Here is a 19,440-nt window from a genome sequence, read left to right as displayed (position 1 = left end):
ATGCCCATCTACGACTGCCGAAAAGACGGTCGCGACCCGCGGGCACGATACTTCCCGTGCCCCGTTCGCGTCATCAACCCCGCCGACGGCGAGCGCATCCCCAACGTGTTCTTCCTGGACACCGAGCGGTGCCAAATCGCCCGGTTCATCGTCGACGCGAAGGGCGAACCGCTTGTCTCCCCGCAGCGCAAAAAGCGGATGGTGGACGACGGCCGCGGCGGGATGAAGCTCGAAATTTATTACGACCGGCTGGAGACCTGGGAGCGGCGCCCGTTTATCGCGCTGCGCCTGAACCCCGACGGCACCACCGGTGAAGTTGTCGCCAAATCTGAGGACGTTCCGTGAGCAAGCGAGATCGATCGAAGGAGCAAAACAAACGCGGCAAACGAGCGCCGTCGACCCAATTCATCACGATGACCCCCGGCCCGACGATCGAGGCAGACGGGAAGACGTGGCGGCTCGGGTTCAACACGCAGAACGCGAAGGGGCGGTTCGAGGAACTAGTCCGCGCGCACGTGCTCCGCGACGCAATCCGCACCCGCCAAGTTCTTGGAGACGACGGTGAGACGTACTACCAGGACGTGCGCGACTCGCTAACGGCGGGTCACTACGATACGTTCGAGCCGGGGTGGGTGCGAATCCTTAAGTCGAGCGCCGGGAGTCGCCTGTTCCTCCTGTCCCTCCTGCAAAAGCACCACCCGGACGCGACCGAAGCCGACGCCCAAAACCTGCTCACTAATCATCGTGCTGAGACGGAGGCGGCGCTGGCCGTGGTGAGCCCGGATTTTCTTCAGGCGGTGGCGCGACAGACGGCCCTGGAAAAGGGCGCGACACCGCAGGCCGCAGACGCCGTCGCCGCCGAACTCGCAAACAAGATGCACGGAGAACTCGCCAGCGAACCGGCTTCCGCTACCGCTTAATTTGGGTCTATAAGACGCTCCTCGCGGATCCGTTCCGTGTGCCGCGAGCGGAGATCGGCGAGCTGACCGACTGGCACGTGTGGCAACTGTACATCAGGCCGGCGGTGCACTCGGCACGTAAGAGCGGGCGGCGGGACGGTGGCAGGCGGCGGAATCGCAAGGCGAGCCGGCTCCCGACCCGCGAGGAGTACATCGCCACCGGCGCGCACCTCGGCGGCGATCCGGAGGCACTGGGAAGCGAGTACGACACGTGGGCGGCCAGTGAAGAAGGCCAACGACTATGTACCCGAACCAAGACCTCGAAAACTGGCTGATCAAAATCACCGAGTGGACACGGCGCACCGCCGAGGCCCTGGAGAAGAACGCGGGCGCCGGCGGCAGCGGCAGCGGGAACGGTTCGTCCAATGACCCCAAGAACACTTTCCTCACCGGGTTGACCACCGGCGCCGGCAAGCTCCTCGGGGTATTCGCGGCCCTGGAGAAGTCCGTCACGTCGTTCGGTTCCGCGCTCGCCCGGTTCGTGGGCCAGGCGTCGCCCGTCACGATCATGCGGTGGAACCAGGCCCTCGCGGACGCACAGGCGGTCATCGGCCGGGCGCTCATCCCGATTCTGGAGAGAATGACGGGAGCGGTACGTGCGGTCGCGGATGCGTTCGTGAACCTGTCCCCGCAGGCCCAGCGGCTGCTCACCGGGTTGGGAGTGGGCGCCGGGTTGGGGGCCGCGATCGGCGGGATCGTCGTCGCGGTGAAAGCGGCGATCGCGGTGTTTGGTGGTGTGCCGGTCGCGATTGGGGCGCTGGTCGCGGCGTTCGTGGGCGTGGCTTCGACGATGGACAGCGGGAAGAGTATCTTTGAGGCGTTCAAGGCAGCACTGGGCGGGGCGGTAAGCGTAATTGAGGCGTTAGCGCTCGCGATTACTCCGCTGATCGATTTTGTGATCACACCTGTTCTTCGTCACCTGGCCGAAGAAGCAAACAAAGCCGCCGTCGCCTTAAGAGATTTTGTGAACGACGTCCGGGAGATGGTGGGCAAGGACAAGCTCCCCGAAAACAAATCGAGCGTCGGCGCTGCGGTGCGAGGTGCCCAGATCGGCGACATCCAATCGTACATCAACCGTGCGTACACGAGTGCATTTTCGGCGGGAGTGGGGAAATCTGTTGAAGAGAAGCAACTTGAGGAACTGAAAGGCATCCGGGCCGTCATTGATAAAAGCGGATACGCTCCCAACTCGGACTCTTGGGCCAGTTCAAAGCGCGGGGGGGAGCAAGTGGGGAAATGGGTAGGCGCGCCCGAAACTGGTCGACGAATCGGCCGTTTGATGGACTATGCTCACGGGCCAGTGACGCTGGCACCACGAGCGATAGTTGAGACACTCCGGCAGCTTTTTGGCTAATTGCGCTCGCGTGATACAGTCGTGCACACATCATCAACAAATTCAAGCGTTACGCTGAACAGAAGCGACCGCCAAGTTCCGTAGACAATCTTTCCGCCATGTTGTCGATCAATGTCTTTAGGCCGCCCCAGCACCTCGGTAATTTCTTCCTTGGTTTTCCCAACTATTGGGCGAAGAGATCTTACCTTTTCTTTCAGTTTCGCTGCAGGAAGTGCCACGAGTAGACCAATAGCGCCCGCCCCACCAAACACAGCGCCGATCAGCAATGTGGAACGATTCCATGTCCTGATGGTGGCGAATCCCCGCTCGCCCGATGACTCTTCGATACTAACAACTCCAATAATAAACAATATGAGAGAAATTATCGCAATGTGACTTGAGCGCATAAGCCGCCTGCCGCGGGCGCACCACCAGAGCAGGCGCGGCCCGCGCGCAGCTACTCGCCCGATCGCTTCACGCCTCTGCCATCGCAACCGGGCGGTAAGAGTGATTCGTTCGGTCGGGGTGGTGATTAGAACGCGCGCGGGCGGGCAGGGCAAGGAGAAATGAGAGGGTCAGAACCTTCGCGATCAGTGGTGCAGTCAAATTTTTTGCACGCCATTGCATTCGACCCGTAGTTATGACAACATCTTCAAGCTCGCCCAGTAAAGCTCTTTCGGAACCAAACACAACGGAGCAGTTCGCCCATGCCGGACGGCGAAAGTGCCACAAATGCAAACGCTCAGTACCCCGACTTTTACCCACAACAGTGCCCGCCGCCCGAAGCAGTTTCGGCGAACGGGTCGGCTTTCCGTATCCTAAAAGAAAATCGTGTATCTCCAACGGATTTCCTTTCTCACCAAGAACTTGGGAAAACATTCAGGCGAAAGCCAAGCCCTCTTGACCGCTGCACTTGGTGCGGGCTATCTGTTTTTCCAACGATTGAAGGGGCACGGCACGCATTAAAGGCCGTACCCACACTAGGAGCGGCTATTGCAGGAGCAAAATTGACCCCGGATCGCGGGCACACGATGCCGACGTACAAACCACCTCATATGACTTGGTGGTGCTATAATGGGTGCCAAAGGGAACAGGGATTTTATCTCGTGGAAGGGTCAGAAGATGTGGGCGGTTAAGGGCCAAAGGCGACGGCCGTCGAGTATAAAAATCGAACCGGCCACCGTACTTTATGAGTACGATGGCCCCCGCATTTTCACGTGCGACGTTGGAGGGAAGTTGTTTCTCGCTTACCAGTGCGGTGAAGACGAGAAGAGGCTTCGCTTTCTGTTGGTTCCCACAACTAGTTACGCAATTTGGACACTCGTGAAGGGTTACCAAGATCTTCGATCAATGATCGCCGTTAAAGGTGCGAGATTGGTCGACTTGGCTTACGACGGCGAAACACAAAGCTACTGGGATGTTTCCGTTTTAGACATTCCGCACGACGTGTTACCCAAACATGGAGTGATGTTGTGGCCACAACATGCTTCAATTGTGCGGCCATTTAGCATTAGCAATGCATCGGCGAGCAATTTCTCTACCGTTTCTCTAAAACGAAAATTCTCTTACGCCCAGAGCTTCTAATGCCATTGCCAGTTTACACACTCTTGGCCCGCGGACTGCTCGAAGACACGTCTACTAAACTGGTGACGGCGTACAATTTGGTGGAAATGATTGATATTCACAAAATATCCGAAGAGACAAACCAGCCAGACGGAACGAAAGTCATTAGATGGAATCCGCTATTTATCATATCCGCGTGGATGATTGACCTAAAGAATAACGAGACTGAAAAAGACAGATTTATTCAAGAGATTTTCTTTGAGATTCCTGATACCGACTCGCCACTGGGATTTACAAAACTAGATCTCATCTCAAGTGATTTTAAATTCGCTCCTCAAAACGGCATGCTAATAAATAGAACTACAGTGCAACTCGATAGCCCCATTCCATTCGCTGGCCCCGGAATTATGTGGGTGGCCAGTCGGATTAAACGAGACGGCACAGAAGAATGGACGACTCAAAAATATCCAGTTGTGGTGCGTGAAAGAATCCAAAAAGAAACTGATGCTCCCGCCGGCTAATACCTCCCGTACCTTCTCTCCGCCTCGCACACCGCGCTCACCATCCCATACCCGATTCCCCCGACCTCACTCGGCCCCGGCGCCACCGGCTCACCGCCAATCAACAGCGCCGTCATGTCCTTAATCATCTTCCTCGGGTCCAACCACTCCACCGCCTTCAAATCGTAGCTCGCCAGTGCCGCGCCTCTCCCCAACGTGAAGTACGCGGCCAACCGCTCCGTCCAGATCGGCATTTGATCAGCGGACGCGATCTGCGCCCCGGAGTAGCCCATCGTCGCGATGATCGACGTCAGGTCCGCGGTCGCGTCCCGCAGCGACTGGGCCGACAGCGACAACCACTCGTTGGCGAGCTGCGCGACCGGCACGTGGAGAGAATCGGCGACGCGCTGGAGCACGGCCGCCTGGATCGTGTACCGCGGGTCGCTCAGGTCGAGGACGCCATACGCGACGACCGTGCGCGCCCCGTCGTCGGTGCGGCGCACCTCGAACCGGTGCTGTTTGTAGTACGGGAGCGCGGCCAGGTTCAGGCCCGCGATCGTCGCCGTTATCACCCGGTTCGCGGCGTCGGTGATCGCCACCGAAACCGCGCCGACCACCTCCTGGCCCGTCTCGCCGTTCCACAACGTGCCGGCGAACGCCCAACCGGACGCGATCGATCCCGTGCCCTCGACCGTGATCGTGATCGTGTAGTCTTCCGAGACCGCCGCCGGGCGGCACTCGATGTACCCGTTGTTCGTCATGGACTGCTCCCGTCGTCGCCACCGATCGTAAATCGCGCCCCACCGCGCCCCACCGCGCCGAACTGTCGCCCGCCGGACTGGTAAACGACCGTCACCTCGGCCGACTCGCTGCCGAACTCGTCCACCGCGCGCACCCCGAACACGTCTCCGTAAGCCGCCGGCAGGAAGTAGTACGGCGAATCGGCAACACCCGTCGCCACCACGTCCCCGTTGCGCGTCAGCGTCGCCGTGATGACCGAGCCGCCCCCGGGCACCGGATCGGGGAGCACGAAATAGAGCGGTACACCGGAAACCGTGCGCGTGCCGACGTGGACGCCGGTCGGAGCGGCCGGGGCGATCGCTTCGCCGGAGAACAGGAGTAACAGCATCGCGCACCTCGTGTCCGGCGCGAATTACCTTGCGGGATTCGGCGCGCCTTGCTCTAATACTGTCGATTCAGATGTTATGTTCACTACAACCACGTCAGGAAGCCGCCGCATGCGCCACCTCTCTCTCGCCCTCGCCCTGTCCGCTGCCACGGTGCTGATGTCCACGGGCCGGGCGGATGCCGCGTTCACGGTGACGTCGCCCGATCCGTTGAACTCGATCGGGTACCTAGCCGATATTCTGGACAAGAACAGTCTCGTTTCGGGACCGCTGCCTGTTCCGAGCGGTGGGTTCACGACGTTGCAAATTGTCGGGTTTCAGGACATCACGGTGGTCAGTGACTACTTGGTTGCCAAGACCTCGAACATCACCTTTGACCTGTATGCCGTGAACGGCACGACTCCGGATACGTTTCTCGGTTCCTACAACTACGGGATTACAAACGATAGGGGCGACGGCACTCTCCGAACGAACATCACACTGCCTTTCCCCAATATCGCCCTCTCGCCATCACAGCTCAACGCAACTCTTGATGTCGGCACCCCGTCGCTCACGTTCTACCTGACTAACTTCCGAGAAACCGATATCGTCACGCCAACCCCTGCGCCGGCCGGTCTCATCTTGCTCGCGTCCGCTCTCCCGTTCGCGGCGCTGCTTCGCCGCAAAAAATCCATCACAAGTTGATGATAATCGGCATCTGAACGCCGCCACCGCCCGAGGGAAGCTCTGAGAAAATCAGGCCGAATGCCGCGGGCGTTTCCGTTGTCGTTTTCGTCCACGAGACGCTCCCCGCGGTGACGTCCAGAGTCGTAACCATCGCTAAGTTTGCGGGTATCAGGTCCGCGGACACGGCGACCGCGGTGGACAAGTTGTACCGGTTCGTGCTGACGGTTCCCGTGTTACTCTGCTGCACGAACGCTTGGTACGTGCCCGGTTGCAACGTGACCGGGCCGCTGTCGAACAGGAGCCGACCCTGGCGAGTGTTCGACGTGGCCAGTATGTCCGCGAACAGGTTCGTGGAGACCGCCCCGCTCACCGGCGTCGATCCACTGTAGATCTTCGCGAGCAGATCCGAAGGGGTACCGGTGACGGACATCGCTCCGGCGTCGATCCCGTCGAGCACCGCGGGGGCCAGGAGCGTGAACTCGAACCCGACGGCACGGGTGCCGTAGATCTGCTGCGTCGTCCCACTGACCGCGTAGGGGCACATCCCTTCGGTGACGATCGAATCGTCATCGAGCACGAGGGCGCAGATCGGAGCCGCGCTCACCACAGCGAAGCTGCTCCGGGTCGATGCGGTTGTGGTGGTGAGGGGGGCGACCGGGGACGTGTTGACGCTTATCGACGACCGGAGCGACAACGCCGTGCTGGAACCAGCAGTGATGAGGACAACGCAGTAGCGCCCCCCCACCGTTCTGGCCGTAGTGGGCAGCACATCGAACTGCACGAACTGCCAGCCCGCAGACGGCGTGAAATCTTTGGTCGCGTTCGCGTCGTACAACGTGCCTGAAGGTTTCCCGTTGCTGTCGGTCGTCTCGTACCGCAACGTCACCGTGTTCGGCGATGTTAGGGGCGTGGCCCAGTTGATCCACACGCCTTTGGGTTTTCGGACACTGCGTGCCTTGTGCCGGGCTGCCCATCCGACGTCGGTCCCGGTCATCACGAACGTGGTCGCCACCCCACCGTTCGCAAACAACAACCCGAACGGGTCCGCGGTGCGCCCGCGTGAAAACGCTCCGACGGCCATCACTCACCATCTTTCTTGTGTTGACACAGCGCCGCCACATGCGCACAAGGGCTGTGGGCCTGTTTGCAGCCGCGGCACACGTTCACGCGCGCGCCGTCCACGAGGTACGTGTTGTGGAAGTCGGTGCCGTCCTGGGGCCGCTCGCAGCACCCGCACAGGAACGTACCGACCTGGAGGGCGCACCGGGCGACCGTGGTCTGGGCGCGGATCTCGGCGCGGATACGGTCTTTGGAGGGCATTAGGAACCCGCTTTCTTCGGTTCGGGCGGCGTGTAGAGCGGTGCCCACTCGCCAGTCATCTGGGACAGGGGGACCGGATCTTTGAGACCGGGAATCCGCACATGCAATTCGCCCTGAACCACTGGCCGGCTGAACGCAACAATGACAGGTTCGCTCGAACTATCGAACCGCCACCACCAACGGTCGCCCGTCTTCGCTTCGGGCTTCTGCGCGGAAAACTCCGTCGGCCCCACAGCTTTTGAGCAAACTCCCGAAACTCGATTGCAACAACGTGGCCTTCGTCGTACTGACTGCGGCACTTGCTCTCTTGCCGGTCGGCTTCGGCGAACATCTCGTTCGCGATCCGCTTGCGCTCGGCCGCGAGGACTTCTTGTTGCTTCTCAACTGCCGCATTGAGTGTGCTGTAGGCCGAAGAAAGCTCCCGAGCACGCGATCGTAATAGGCTCAGATTCTCATCTGTTAAATGGCTTCGTGTGATCAGAACTGGCTGCAGCATCGCGTTAATGGTTTCGCTAACCACTTGTAACGCCATATCAGCGGTCATCTCTTTTTGCTCGTCCATTGTCCTACACTCCCGTTAGCACGATCGTGTGACTTCCGGTCCCGCTCACCTGGATCTCGCCCGCGGCCCCGATGCGCGCCGCGTCGCCCCAGTCGACGCTCACCGCGAGCGACTGCGCCCCGCCCCCGTCGACCGTGTACGTCCACGTCTTCGCCGGGTCCAGGTTGGCGAGCACGACGTTCGTGGTACCCGCCACCGCGGTCCAGGTGACCGTGTACCCGCTCGATTCGACCCTATTAAACGTCGTCGCGGGCCACAGCCCACTTGAGGGCGCGGCCCCGAACATCACGAGCAAATCGTTTTGCGCCGACCGCGTAACGAGCGCCCCCGCTGCTTTCGTCCCGCCGGTCGAGTCCTGGACGAGTGTGGCGGTCTGGGTCGCGGGTCCGCCCGACACGTCCGCCATGAACACCACGTTCAGGAACGTGTCCCACGTGTTCGTTGTGTCCGCGGGCCAGGGCGTCGACGGCCACACGCGGACCTGGTACCGCGCTTCGGGCGAGTACGCGCTCCCGTCCGCGACCGTGCTCAGGTTCGCGTTCCCCGCGATCACGTCGCGGTATGGCGGGTAGAAGATCGCCGCCTCGGAGTAGGTCGCGACCACCCGGCTCGCGGGCAGGAGCGGCACCATCTTCAGGTTCGAGCCCGGGGACGGGTACCCGGTGGCGCCGGCCGTGCTCCAGGTGATGTCCGCTCCGCCCCCGTTGATGGTCGGGACCGCGGCGGCGTGGACGATCAGTTGCTTTAGCGCGGGCGTGCCCGGGCTGGCGGGTACCGTGGTACTCGCGCCGAGCGGGACGTTCGAGACCGGGTTCGAGGTGATGCGGGTACGGTCCGCCAAACTATCACTCGCGCGGTACGTGGCGTAGAACCCGACCCCGGTCCCGGTGCCGCCCCCGTTGGGCAACAGGATCGGGTTCTGCGCGAGCACCCGGTCGAACGTGACGACCACGTCCGACTTGCCGTCGGTGGAGGGGACGTACACGACGGCCGGCGTCCACTCGTGGCAGAACGCGGGCGGGGTGCCGCCGTAGATGACCGCGACGTCGTAGTAGGGGCCGTAGGTCTCGCCCACGCAGTAAGCGTAAGCGAACGCCGACCCGAACTTGTACGCGAGCGGGCGCTGGGTGCCGCGGACCACCGCGCCGTTCGGCCGGAACAAGTTGCCGAACTGCCCGAGCCCCCCGATCATCATCTGGTTCGAGCAGTCGGCGTAGATCCCCGGCCCGCCGTACCCGAGCGGGCTCGTGAGCGCCCACCCGCCCTTGCGGTACACGCCGTGGTTCCGGAACTGAAACGCCTGGTGGTCGGTGCCGTTGACCGGGTTCATCAGGCACGCGAAAAAGCTGTCGTCGGCTCCCGCGCCGGTGTGGTAGGTGACCATCCCCTGCACCGGGTCGCCGTGCCCGGCCGGGAGCGTGCTACGGGCCGCGGTGGTCGCGTAGGGGTTCACCCGCACGAAGTACCACCAGTAGGGCGTCGTGCTCCCGCCCCACGGGGCCGCGTTGTTCTTGTCGTAGATCTCGCGCGCCAGTCCCAGGGCGGCCGGCCCGATTGTCGCGTTCCCGCGCGAGACGTTGCCGGCCAGCGCGAGCGGCCCGTGGCGCCCGCGGACGAACCCGTTGGACCCGATCCCGTGGGTCACCCCCTCGTCGCCGAACTGGTACACCTGAAGCAGGTCCGGCGACCACTCGGAGACCTGTGCGAGCGCCGATTCACGCACCGCGGTGCGGGCGAGCGGGTGGTAGTCCGTGTTGTCCCCGGCGAGCGACCGCGCCTCGCGGATGGCCGTCTCGTTGAGCGCGTAGGCCACCGCGGTCTTGCCCCCGTACTCGCTCGATTCCGCGGGCGTGCCGCCGGAGAGCTGCTGCGCCCACGTGCCCCACACCTCGTTGGCGAACGTGTTGTTGTTCGGGCTGCCGGTCTGGGTCGCGTAGGCCGGCTGCAACCCCCCGTAGGGGACGAACTGGCTCTGCCGGGTCCACGAGCCCGCGGACGGGGCGCGGCCCAGTGCGTCCCAAAAAGCGGGTCCGAAATAGCCGACCGCGAACGAGTTGTGGTTCGTCTCCTGCGCGGGGCCGATGCGCACCCCGCCCGTGTACTGCTTCGTGTTCCAGCCCGCGGTGTACTTGATCCACGCCTCGATGCCGGCCCGGACGTTGGCTCTCTGGTTGGTCGTCCACGCCCCCTGGCACCAGTCGTACATCATGATGACTTGCTGCAGCGTCGCGCTGACGAAGTTCAGTGCGGGCGCGCCCCGGAGCGTCCACACGGGGCGCACGAGCAGTTGCGCCCCGAACGTGCTCTGCGCGCCGGCCGGGTTCGCCGCGAGCATCGTGTACGCGGCCTGGGCGTACACCGCCGTCCCGGTGATCTGGTACATGAGGGCGGCGTACCAGCCCACGTCGCCCCAGGCGTCGAGGTACCCGAGGCCCGCGGTGGTGCCCGACGAGTGGTACGCGACGGACTGGTCCGCCAGGGTCTTGATGCGCGCGAACTGCTGGCCCCCGTGGTTGATCGGCGAGCCGTTGTTGTAGTCGATTTGCATCTGGCGGTAGATCGCCAGTTGCTGCGGCGGGATCATGACCGTCGCCGGCGCCGGGGCCAGGTCCAGATCGCCCGTGTACGTGTGCCCGGCCGCGAGCGTGGAGACCGTGACCGTGTTCGAGTAGGACGAGTACCCGCCCGCGCTAAAGGTCCGCGTGCGGACCTGGTAGGACGAGGACGCGACGAGCCCGGTGACGTAGCAGGACCAGACCCACTTGCCCACGGTGGTCAACTGCGCCCAGTCCGCCCCGCCGTTCGTGGACACCTCGATCGCCGTACCGAGTTCGTCCTCCGCGTTCAGCTGCCACTCGAGGCTGACGCGGGTGTCGTCGTAGGCACTCGCGGTCAGGTTCGTGGGCGCGGTCGGCGCGCCGCCCGACGTGCCCCCGAGCGTGACGCCGGCGGACACCGTTGATGTCGCGGACTGCCCGTAAGAGTACGTTTGGTACCCGGTCTGGGTGCGCCCGGTAAACGGGGTCACGCGCCACTTGTACGTCGCGCCCGGGGCGAGTCCGGAGTCCACGAGGTAGACGCACCCGGGGTACATGTTGGGCGCGGCGACCTGCCACGTGGTCCCGTTGTCGGCCGTGCGCTCGACCAGGATGCCCTCTTCGACGCGGTCCGTCTGCAGGGTCCATTGCACGAGTGCGGACACGGCCGTGAGTGCGGTACCGGTGACACCGGTTGGTGCCGTGATGGTGGGCGGGCTCAGCGGGAGCGTGATCGGGCCGACCACGTTCGACGGCGGGCTCGCGGCCCCGCTGTTCGCGTTGACCGCGCGGAACCACAAGGTGCTGCCGGGGGTCAAGCCCGCGAAGTGGAACCGCTGCGGCGCCGCGCCGTAGGTCGCCTGGAACGTGTTGTAGTAGCCCTGGGTCTGGACATCTGTGGTGTTGTCCGGGATCTGGGGCCACACGTTCGCGGTGTCGCCCGGGGGCCAATCTTCACCGTTGGTCGACATCTGCCAATTCAGGAACACCGCGGGCGGGTTCGTCGCGGAATTGGCCGTCAGGTCGATCCGCACGAGCGTGGGCGAGAGGGCCGTGGCGGAGAGCGTCCCGCCCGGTGCGGCGGGCGCGTTCGGTTTGGACTGGAGGTACCGGTTGTTACTTCGCCCCTCACCGAACCCGTTGACCGCCGCGACCGCGTAGTACCAGTACTTTCCCGCCGGACCAGCGTTTGGGTCGGTGTAGGTGAGCGTGTCGGCCGGGAGCCCGGTGGCGATCGCCTCCATACTCGTTGGAGCAATGCCGCGGTACACGGTGTACGACTCGGTATTGGTCGCGTTGGACACCCACACGAGCGTGATGTGTGTCGCGTCGCTCGACGTGGGCTGCGCGAGCGTCGGCGCGGCGGGGGCCGATGAGCCGCCCGATTGCGTGGTGCCGCTCCGCACCAGTGTGTAGGCCGAATCTCCGAACCCGTTGTAGGCGCGGACGCGGAAAAAGTACGTCGTGGACGAACTGAGCCCGGTGGCCTGGTAGGTCGTGACCCCGGCCAGCACCGTATCGATCTGCGTCCACCCGTCGATCCCGTTCAGCGACCGTTCGATCTTGAACCCGGTCTCGTTGACCGAGTTATCGACCCACGACAGGTTGAGCTGCGTCGCCGCGGCGCCGCCGGACGGCAGGGAGACCGCGAGGTTCGTCGGCGCGTTCGGCGCCTGCGCGGGGCTCTGTGTCTGCGCGGTGACGATCGGCGTCCAGTCGGACGCGCCGAAGCCGTTAAACCCGCGCACGCGGAAGTCGTAACTCGTGCCGGTCACGAGCCCGGTGACGGACGCCCCGGTCGCGTGCGGCGCCGTGAGCGGGAGCGAGGTCCACGTGTCCGCGTCGTGCAGCGAATACTGGACCTCGAACCCCTGGTCGGTATCGTCCGCGGGCGTCCACCCGAGGTCGATGCGCTCGCTGGACAGGACGAGCGTGTTCAGTCCGACGGGCACGCCGGGCGGGAGCTGGGGCGGGTCCGAGGTGACGACGGTGATGACCGGCGCGGTGGCGGAATCGACAGAATCCCCGTTGAACTCCACCTCCGCGAACGCGCGGAAGAAGTACAGAGTGGCCGGTGTCAGGCCGCCGACCGTGACGAACGTGCCCCCGGCCGCCGTGTTGCCCCCGTTGCTCCACGACTCCCCGTCGAGCGAGTATTCCGCCCGGTAGGTCGCGATACCCGCGTTGGCGTCGGTCCACGACAGCGTGACGCTGTTAGTAGTCGGGGTGCCGGAGAGCCCCGTGGGGGGAAGCGGGCGCACGGCGACGCCGAACCCACGGGAGTGGTACGCGCGGGCCACCCGCTGACGCGGCACCAGCGCCCGGAGCGACTCGGGGCGGTCCGCCATTACTTGTACTCCACGATTACCAGCATGTCGTTGGCGTCGGTGAGCGCCGTCGTGTTGGACGGGAGGAATCCTTTGGTGACGTAAAACGAGATGCCGGCGGCGAACTCCAGACCGTTCGCTTGCGAGTCCCCGACGACGGTGGGTAGGATGGACGAGGACGCGGCGGGTACCGCGAGCGTGGTCTTGACGGTGGTGGTGCCGGGCGTGGGGGCCGATGCCGAATCGCAGAAGTGAACGTACCGGGGCTCCGCGGCGTTCGTGTTGATTGCGATGACCTTGTACCGTTGACCCGCCGACGCCTTGACCACGGTGGCGTTCGTGCTCGCCGCCATCGTGTACTGAACGCCCTGGGTGCCCCCGCTGGTCGCGGTCGCGAGTTTCGCGGTCACGCTGTCGAGAGCGGCACTGAGCGCGCCCGGGTTCGTGTACAGAACACTGTTCACGTCGGTCGGGAGTTGCGCCGTTTCGCCGTCCGTTAGTGTCGGCAACGAGGCGCTGTACTTGCCCCCTACCTTCAAGATTGCCGCCAGCCCCGCCACGACGAGCCGCAACCGGTCGTTGACCGTGTTCGCGGCGGGCGCGCTGTCCACGATGCCGAGGATGGTCGCGAGGGTCGCGATTGCGGCGTCGTCGGTCGCGAGGGTGATGCGCTGGGTGCCCGGGGTGACGTTGCCCGCGCCGCCGATGATGTCGTAAGCGACGCCCGGACCCGCGTAGATCGATTGGATCGTGCGCTGGAAGTTGCCGAGCGGGACCGTCTGACCGTTGAGCGACGTTACCGCCTCAACGTTGACCGGGCTACCGGTCGCGGGCAAGTTGAGGTTGGCCATGTGCGGTCACCAAACGGAATGGGCCGCCGCATGACGCGAGCGGCCCGGGTGCGGGTCGAATACGAAAGCGCGCTCGCCGGCTACTTCTTAGTGGTGTCGCCGGGTGCCTGCGTGCCGGGCTTGGTGGCGTTGTCGAGGTCGGTGGTGAGTCGGGCGACTTCGGCTTTCAAACTCGTCACTTCCGCTTCTAAACGGTCCTGTACCTTCTGGTGCTCCTCGCACGCGCCCTTCAGGTGCTCGGTCTCGACCGTGTACTCGTCGCACTTCTTCTTGAAGGCGTCGCGCTGCTTCTCCAGTTCCTTCACGACCCCGTCATAGGTCGCGTTCCGCTTGCGCAGATCCGTGTTCTCGTCCGCGAGCCGGTTCCGCTCGTCGATCACCGTGTCCGGCGCCTTCTCCGCAACCGGCTTTGGGATCTCAAGGGGCACGTTGACGGCCTTGTCCGTCGGGCTCACCAGTCCGAGGTCCACGAGCCGCGGCAGGTCGTGCCCGACGAACACGTGTTCCGGCACAACGCTCTTGGGCGCGTAGGCCCCGAACTGACAGCCCAATTCGTAGTTCTGCACGGCGACGACTCTCGCTGAGGGGTTTTGAGGGGAGTAGCGGTGGCACCGGTTAAAAGTGCCACCGCTACCGCGGGTCGATCCGGGGCGCGCGGATCAGGTGTAGGTGATGACCGCGAACGCGGACGGGAAGAACATGACCGGCAAGCCGTTCCAGCCGCTCTCCAGCTCGTACCCGTGGGGCTGCTTGTTGTTGTAGTGGCACCGGACGTACAGGCCCTTGCCGATGTCCGCGTCGTCCCCGCCGATGCTCACCTCGTCGAACCCGCCCTTGCCCTGCTCGACGAGCCCGGCGTGGCGGGTGAGTTGCCACTGGGCGCGCTGCTGGCCCTCGGGCCGGGTGCCCTGCCAGAGGATCGTTTGGTTCGGGACGAAGTAAGTCCAGTTCGTTTTCGCAATCGCGTCGGCCGCCGTCGGGTAGTACCCCTCGTCGTAGATCTCGATCTGGGGCAGCACGAACCCGTCGTCCCCGCTCTGGCCCGCGATCTCGGCGTTGTACTTCGCGAGCCCCAGGATCGACCCGCCGTAGTCCAGCTTGTACGTCGAGATGATCTGGGTAATCGAGAAGAAGTCGGTCAGGGTGTTCGAGTTCATGAGCCACTTCGAGCCGCGCCCGAACCGGCTGTCGGTGCCCTTCTGGAGCGCGGCCTTCCACCCGAGCGCGTCCTGGATCGGGGTCGCGGTCGTGTTGCTCGACTTCCAGGCGGTCCCGGGCACCTTGATCTGGCCCGCGTAGTTGTCGACCTGATACTGGAACCGGCGCCCGCGCGTGTCGGTGATGTCGATCTTGCCCGTGGCCCACAGGTCCGCCGCGCTCTTGCGGGCGCGGTTCAGGATCATGGTGGCCGTGTCGGTCATGTAGATCCCGAGCCGGTTCGCGACGTTGATCGGGTCGCCGAGGGTGCCCGGTTCGACCCCGGCCGTGATCTCGCCCTCTTCGAGGAGCGTGGTCTGGCCGAAGTAGGCCGGGTCCGCGAAGTACCGCTTCCACCCGTTGAACTGGACCACGTCGGGCTTCGCGCCCATCCCGCGGAGCGGGGTCAGGCCGAAGTTCGTCTCCCACTGGTCCCAGTACACCTTGGCGCTGTCCACGTAGCTGAACGGGAACGCCGACAAGATCGCGTCGCCCCGGGACTTGGCGGCGCGGCGGGCGTAATCGGCCATGAGGATGCCGATCGCCTCCTGGAAGTTCTGCGTGAGCGTCGCCATCGTCGGGGCCTCGTTCAGGGTGTTCGGGTGCGAATCGTCTGTACGGTGAGCGCGGGCGCCAGATTCGGCCCGCGGCGCGGGTCAGATCAAGCGGGCCAGTCCGCCCGGCATCTTCGTGAGCTTCCCGAGCGTGTAGGCGTTCGAGTCCAGGCCCACGAGGTCCGACTCGTTGAAGACGCCCTCGAAGTACACGGTCGGCTGGCTGGGCTGGTTCGGGGACGTGAACGGGGCCGCGGCACCCGGCGCGACGACCGACCCGCCCGGGCTGAGCGTCACGTCGTACTTGAGGAACGCATCCACGCGGTTGTTGGTGGACGAGTTGTAGACGTCGAGTTGGCCCGGGCCGCACGAGCCGCGTGTGGTGCGCGCCCACGCCCCGGCCGGGGACGAGCCCCCGGTAAGGGCGGTACTGACCACAAACAACCCGCCGATGCGCTGGTTCGCGAGGTTCGTGTTGAACGTGCAGGTGTACGTGCCGCCGGTGCCCGAGGTGCTCGCGGTGCCCGTTACGGTCAGGTTCCCGGCGAACTCCGGGACGGCCGCAATCAGGGCCGCCTGGAAGTTGGCGAGCGAGATGTTGTACGCGAGGTTCGGCGTCTGGTAGACCTTGTCACCGATGAACGACACGTTGAACGTGCCGCCCGTAGCGGCACCGGTGAACGTCAGCGTGGCGACCTCGCTCTGGGCCGCGACCTGGACGTCGCCCAGGGCCTGCCCCTGCGAGAACGCGAGCCCCGTGCCGGTGGGCCCGCCGAAGGGTAGCGCCCCGACGCGCGGCACCGCGAGTTCCGGGCTGAGCGCGGGTTGGAGACCGAACATGCCGAAGCGAACTGGGGCGCCCATGCGTGTGTACCTGTGGTTCGGGTGCGGTTACTACCTGTGTGCGGTGCCGAGCGCGAGCGGCGGGCGCGGGGGTTACGCCGCCGCGGGCTCGCGATACGCCTTCGCCAGTTCCGGGCTGAGCCGGTCGAGGACGGTTCCCTTCGCGGTCATGGCCGCGATAACGGGGTTGCTGTTGGCGAGCGCGGCCGGTGTTTGCTTGACCGCGGGTCCGGCAGTAATCGCGAGGCGCGGGTCATCCGGCATCGCCGCGAACCCGGCGAAGTAGTCGTTGAACGCCTTCACGCGATCTGTTTCCGCGGAGAACGTCTTCGCCGTGAGGATGTTCATCGCGGTCGGCTTGACCACAGATTCCATCAACTTCGGTTCGACCTTCTTCGAGAGGGCGAGGCACGCCCTGTTCACCTGGTCGGAGAACGCGGCCATTTGAGCTTCGGTAGTCTGCTTCTGTTGCGCGTCCGCGAACGCCGCAAATTCGCCCTGGCGCTTCTTGACCTCGTCGACCTCGGACGACATCTTTTTGACGCAGTCCGACATCTCCTTCGCCCACGGCGGCATCGCGTTCGCATCGCTCATGGTCGGGTTCGTCGCGGGCGGGCTCGGCACCGCGGCAGCGCCACCTCCAGCGGGCAGCGCCGCTTTCATCGCCGCGATCTGTTCCGGGGTGAACCCGGCCGCCTGGAGAGCCGCTTCTTGTTCGGGAGTCATGGTGGGTCCGGGGTCCGGGTTGGAATCGAAATCGCTGAAACAAAGTGTGTTGGCCGCGTAGCTGCGCCCACGAATCCGCACGGTCCGGCGGTCCGCGGAGAACTCGCCACCTTGCTCCGCGGCGATGTCGTCGCTCACTTCGGCGGCGAGGTTCAGCCAGCGGGCCACGTCGTGGTTCGGGGGCACCTCGGAGCCGTCCGCGAACGTCGCACGGGGCACCGCTTTGGCGCGTAAGTGCTCGGGCCAGTTCTGGACCGCCGGTTGTTCTTCACCGAGGAGCGAGATGCCCGTGAGTACGTCGCCGGGCAACTCGCGAGCGGGGTCTTTCGGGTCACGCTGGTGACTCTTGAGTTCCACCGACGAGCCGCGGAGCAGCCCCGCGTTCACCTTCGCGCCGATCTCGGTGGGCACGTTGTCGATGTCGACCGCGAAACAACCGCCGCCGACCGGCACGCACTTCGTGACCATGCCGACATTCGGGAAGCCCAGCGACTGGGCGTATCGCTGCTGCTTGTCGTGCCCGATCTTCGCGAGCGGGATCGGGCGCCCGCCGGTCGCGGCGTAGTTCGCGGCGATCTGGTCGCAGCGCTGCGGCGAGTACAGCTCGTTCTTGTGGTACCCGGGCCCGAACGCTACGAGACCGCGAATCGCACAAGTCGCCGGTAGCGCAGCCGCACAGGTAGCGGGCATCGTGGGTGTAGCGGTCGCGGCGTCCGGGGCTGGCGCTGGCATGCAATGAGAATGGCGAAGGTGGTTGCCTGCGTGGAGGTGGGGTTGCGCGCGGGCCGATAGGAGGTAGGATTCGGTGAGCAGCTAACGACGGAGACCAATCATGTCGAAAATCAACAACGTACACCACGTACCGACAGACAAAGCACCGCCAAGAATGCGAATCGGAGCTGACGTCTTGGACACGACGCGCGGGCTGAATGTCATCGGCCATGTCTCAGCCGTCAACCCGGACGGGTCATACGACGTGGCCCTCAACGAAGTCGGTCAGCGACTGGCCCTCGACCAGCAGAAAAATAACTGGCCGCCCTTCAACTTGAAGTTCTCGACCAACTCAATCGGAAACGACCCGGCCTACGGCGAGAAGAAAACACCCGCCCATACCGACAGATTTGAGTGCGAGGGGTGTCAGAGGAACGAGGCGATTCGCGAGGCGGTAGAAGAAGAGCGTGAACGCCTCGCTGAACTCGCGAATCAGTTGGGGGCGTTCTACAAAACCACCGAGCCAAACCCTGATCCACCCGGCGGTGAGGTCGTCAGCTATCACGACTTTGCTGACGCGATTCGCAAAGGTAACTAATGCAAACTCCATTCGAGCGCGCGAAGGCGGCGTGGGAATCACCCGACCGCGAAAGCGAACTGAATCGCGTCGTCGAGGCAATGGCGAGTGAAGGGGTTGCGCGCGATGAACTCGACAACGCACTCGGCCAATTACTCGACGAGGTGCGCGACGCAGGCGCAGATGACGAGACGGAAGAAATAATCAATAACGTCGGTGACCGACTTCACGGATGGTGCGGAAACCGTTGATTTTAGGACAGGTGGCCGATGAGTGAACACGATGCCCTTCTCGCCGCGATCCTGGGCGCGCCGGATGACGATACGCCGCGGCTGGTGTACGCGGACTGGCTCCAGGAGAACGCGGGCACGGTGAAGGTCTGTGGCGACTTGCCGCCGCACAACTGCTGGAAGTGCTTCGTTCCCGACGGGCGCGAGGTGCGGGCGGAGTTCATTCGGGTGCAGTGCCAAATCGCCCGGACGGACCCACACGACGCCGTGTGCGGCAAGACGCTTCAAATTCTGTCGCATGGTGGCGGGGCTGTGCTCTTCACGCCGCGGTGCCGGTGCAAGCCCTGCTCGCTGTTTCGGCGCGAATACATGCTGGGGCGCCGTCACGTGGTGTGGGATTGGTGCAAGGGGATTCCCGCCGGAAGCGTGAACACCTACCGGCGCGGGTTCGTCGAACAGGTGCGATTGGTCTCCGATGATTTTCTCGCACACGGCGAATCCATCCTCGCAGCCCACCCCGTCACGACGATCACGCTGCCGCCGTTCCGGGTGGAGATTGATGCACCGGGAAAGGATTACGGCTGGCAGATATACTACTACGAGCCCGGCACAGATCGCGACATCGCGAGCAGCCTGGGCATCGGGCCAAACCGCGCCGACATGATCGCCCGGCTCATGCAGGACGTCCGCGACCTGCAGGCCGAGTTCGCCTAATCCTCTACCGACTCCTCCACCTTCCCTTCGCCCAACCCGTCCGCCAGCACGTCCGCGGCCTCCTCGTCCCCGTCGGCGAGGAGGATGAGAAGGGCGTCGAGAACGTCGTCGTTATCGTGCGCGTCGTCAGTGTCTTTGGGCAC

23 protein-coding genes are annotated in these 19,440 nt (G+C 64.3%); 10 read left to right on the top strand and 13 right to left on the bottom strand.

Going from position 1 to position 19,440, the window contains the following annotated elements:
- Genes VT84_RS09030 through VT84_RS09015 form a run of 4 tightly spaced genes read left to right on the top strand, consistent with a single transcriptional unit; the run spans position 1 to position 2,313 of the window.
- On the top strand, positions 1 to 345 hold the full coding sequence (locus VT84_RS09030; RefSeq protein ID WP_082839290.1) for a hypothetical protein: 345 nt from the start codon (positions 1 to 3) through the stop codon (positions 343 to 345).
- Complete coding sequence (locus tag VT84_RS09025) at positions 342 to 920, top strand: hypothetical protein (protein ID WP_082839289.1); 579 nt, start codon at positions 342 to 344, stop codon at positions 918 to 920. The genes VT84_RS09030 and VT84_RS09025 overlap by 4 nt, the downstream gene beginning before the upstream one ends.
- A gap of 38 nt (positions 921 to 958) precedes the next feature.
- Positions 959 to 1,234 carry a hypothetical protein gene (locus VT84_RS09020; protein ID WP_082839288.1) on the top strand — a complete coding sequence of 92 codons (276 nt, stop codon included), beginning with the start codon at positions 959 to 961 and terminating at the stop codon, positions 1,232 to 1,234.
- Positions 1,201 to 2,313 (top strand): hypothetical protein, encoded by a 1,113-nt coding sequence (locus VT84_RS09015; protein ID WP_082839287.1) that lies wholly within the window; start codon positions 1,201 to 1,203, stop codon positions 2,311 to 2,313. The genes VT84_RS09020 and VT84_RS09015 overlap by 34 nt, the downstream gene beginning before the upstream one ends.
- Here VT84_RS09015 and VT84_RS38320 read toward each other — a convergent pair.
- On the bottom strand, positions 2,310 to 2,699 hold the full coding sequence (locus VT84_RS38320; RefSeq protein ID WP_157469350.1) for a hypothetical protein: 390 nt from the start codon (positions 2,697 to 2,699) through the stop codon (positions 2,310 to 2,312). The two genes, VT84_RS09015 and VT84_RS38320, sit on opposite strands and share 4 nt — an antisense overlap.
- A gap of 667 nt (positions 2,700 to 3,366) precedes the next feature.
- Here VT84_RS38320 and VT84_RS42165 point away from each other — a divergent pair.
- Together VT84_RS42165 and VT84_RS38315 are read left to right on the top strand one after the other, a co-directional pair.
- A complete protein-coding gene (locus VT84_RS42165; protein WP_082839286.1) occupies positions 3,367 to 3,876 on the top strand; it encodes a DUF6575 domain-containing protein in 510 nt (169 codons plus the stop codon).
- Entirely contained in the window at positions 3,876 to 4,376 is a 501-nt protein-coding gene (locus VT84_RS38315) for a hypothetical protein (RefSeq protein WP_157469348.1), read from the top strand. The genes VT84_RS42165 and VT84_RS38315 overlap by 1 nt, the downstream gene beginning before the upstream one ends.
- Here VT84_RS38315 and VT84_RS09005 read toward each other — a convergent pair.
- Together VT84_RS09005 and VT84_RS09000 are read right to left on the bottom strand one after the other, a co-directional pair.
- Positions 4,373 to 5,116 carry a hypothetical protein gene (locus VT84_RS09005; protein WP_082839285.1) on the bottom strand — a complete coding sequence of 248 codons (744 nt, stop codon included), beginning with the start codon at positions 5,114 to 5,116 and terminating at the stop codon, positions 4,373 to 4,375. The two genes, VT84_RS38315 and VT84_RS09005, sit on opposite strands and share 4 nt — an antisense overlap.
- Positions 5,113 to 5,484 carry a hypothetical protein gene (locus tag VT84_RS09000; RefSeq protein ID WP_082839284.1) on the bottom strand — a complete coding sequence of 124 codons (372 nt, stop codon included), beginning with the start codon at positions 5,482 to 5,484 and terminating at the stop codon, positions 5,113 to 5,115. The genes VT84_RS09005 and VT84_RS09000 overlap by 4 nt, the downstream gene beginning before the upstream one ends.
- Positions 5,485 to 5,560: 76 nt before the next feature.
- On the opposite strand from VT84_RS09000, the gene VT84_RS08995 reads away from it, so the two are divergent.
- Complete coding sequence (locus VT84_RS08995; RefSeq protein ID WP_157469346.1) at positions 5,561 to 6,166, top strand: hypothetical protein; 606 nt, start codon at positions 5,561 to 5,563, stop codon at positions 6,164 to 6,166.
- On the opposite strand, the gene VT84_RS08990 is transcribed toward VT84_RS08995, so the two are convergent.
- The 9 genes from VT84_RS08990 to VT84_RS08945 all read right to left on the bottom strand — a co-directional run bounded on the left by VT84_RS08990 (position 6,156) and on the right by VT84_RS08945 (position 17,797).
- Positions 6,156 to 7,229: a hypothetical protein gene (locus VT84_RS08990; protein WP_082839282.1), complete on the bottom strand. Its 1,074-nt coding sequence runs from the start codon at positions 7,227 to 7,229 to the stop codon at positions 6,156 to 6,158. The genes VT84_RS08995 and VT84_RS08990 overlap by 11 nt on opposite strands.
- Positions 7,229 to 7,468 (bottom strand): hypothetical protein, encoded by a 240-nt coding sequence (locus tag VT84_RS08985; protein ID WP_082839281.1) that lies wholly within the window; start codon positions 7,466 to 7,468, stop codon positions 7,229 to 7,231. The genes VT84_RS08990 and VT84_RS08985 overlap by 1 nt, the downstream gene beginning before the upstream one ends.
- 55 nt (positions 7,469 to 7,523) lie before the next feature.
- Positions 7,524 to 8,030, bottom strand: coding sequence for a hypothetical protein (locus VT84_RS38310; protein WP_157469344.1), 507 nt, complete (start codon positions 8,028 to 8,030; stop codon positions 7,524 to 7,526).
- A gap of 4 nt (positions 8,031 to 8,034) precedes the next feature.
- Complete coding sequence (locus VT84_RS08970; RefSeq protein ID WP_082839278.1) at positions 8,035 to 12,915, bottom strand: fibronectin type III domain-containing protein; 4,881 nt, start codon at positions 12,913 to 12,915, stop codon at positions 8,035 to 8,037.
- On the bottom strand, positions 12,915 to 13,745 hold the full coding sequence (locus VT84_RS08965; protein WP_082839277.1) for a hypothetical protein: 831 nt from the start codon (positions 13,743 to 13,745) through the stop codon (positions 12,915 to 12,917). The genes VT84_RS08970 and VT84_RS08965 overlap by 1 nt, the downstream gene beginning before the upstream one ends.
- A gap of 80 nt (positions 13,746 to 13,825) precedes the next feature.
- Positions 13,826 to 14,311, bottom strand: coding sequence for a hypothetical protein (locus tag VT84_RS08960; RefSeq protein ID WP_082839276.1), 486 nt, complete (start codon positions 14,309 to 14,311; stop codon positions 13,826 to 13,828).
- A 93-nt stretch (positions 14,312 to 14,404) separates the two neighbouring features.
- A complete protein-coding gene (locus VT84_RS08955) occupies positions 14,405 to 15,517 on the bottom strand; it encodes a major capsid protein (protein ID WP_082839275.1) in 1,113 nt (370 codons plus the stop codon).
- A gap of 81 nt (positions 15,518 to 15,598) precedes the next feature.
- The gene (locus VT84_RS08950) at positions 15,599 to 16,360 is read right to left on the bottom strand and encodes a hypothetical protein (RefSeq protein ID WP_082839274.1); all 762 of its coding nucleotides are present in this window, start codon (positions 16,358 to 16,360) and stop codon (positions 15,599 to 15,601) included.
- Between the two features lie 72 nt (positions 16,361 to 16,432).
- Positions 16,433 to 17,797, bottom strand: coding sequence for a hypothetical protein (locus tag VT84_RS08945; RefSeq protein WP_157469342.1), 1,365 nt, complete (start codon positions 17,795 to 17,797; stop codon positions 16,433 to 16,435).
- Between the two features lie 100 nt (positions 17,798 to 17,897).
- On the opposite strand from VT84_RS08945, the gene VT84_RS08940 reads away from it, so the two are divergent.
- Genes VT84_RS08940 through VT84_RS08930 form a run of 3 tightly spaced genes read left to right on the top strand, consistent with a single transcriptional unit; the run spans position 17,898 to position 19,297 of the window.
- Positions 17,898 to 18,374 (top strand): hypothetical protein, encoded by a 477-nt coding sequence (locus VT84_RS08940; RefSeq protein WP_082839272.1) that lies wholly within the window; start codon positions 17,898 to 17,900, stop codon positions 18,372 to 18,374.
- Entirely contained in the window at positions 18,374 to 18,604 is a 231-nt protein-coding gene (locus VT84_RS08935; RefSeq protein WP_082839271.1) for a hypothetical protein, read from the top strand. Before VT84_RS08940 ends, VT84_RS08935 begins: the two co-directional genes overlap by 1 nt.
- A gap of 18 nt (positions 18,605 to 18,622) precedes the next feature.
- Entirely contained in the window at positions 18,623 to 19,297 is a 675-nt protein-coding gene (locus tag VT84_RS08930) for a TIGR02996 domain-containing protein (RefSeq protein ID WP_082839270.1), read from the top strand.
- Here VT84_RS08930 and VT84_RS38305 read toward each other — a convergent pair.
- Positions 19,294 to 19,440, bottom strand: a complete 147-nt coding sequence (locus tag VT84_RS38305) for a hypothetical protein (protein ID WP_157469340.1) — start codon at positions 19,438 to 19,440, stop codon at positions 19,294 to 19,296. The two genes, VT84_RS08930 and VT84_RS38305, sit on opposite strands and share 4 nt — an antisense overlap.

Source organism: Gemmata sp. SH-PL17, from assembly GCF_001610855.1.
Taxonomy (GTDB): domain Bacteria; phylum Planctomycetota; class Planctomycetia; order Gemmatales; family Gemmataceae; genus Gemmata; species Gemmata massiliana.
The sequence above is the reverse complement of the archived record's forward strand: the minus strand, read 5'-3'. Positions and strand labels throughout refer to the sequence as shown.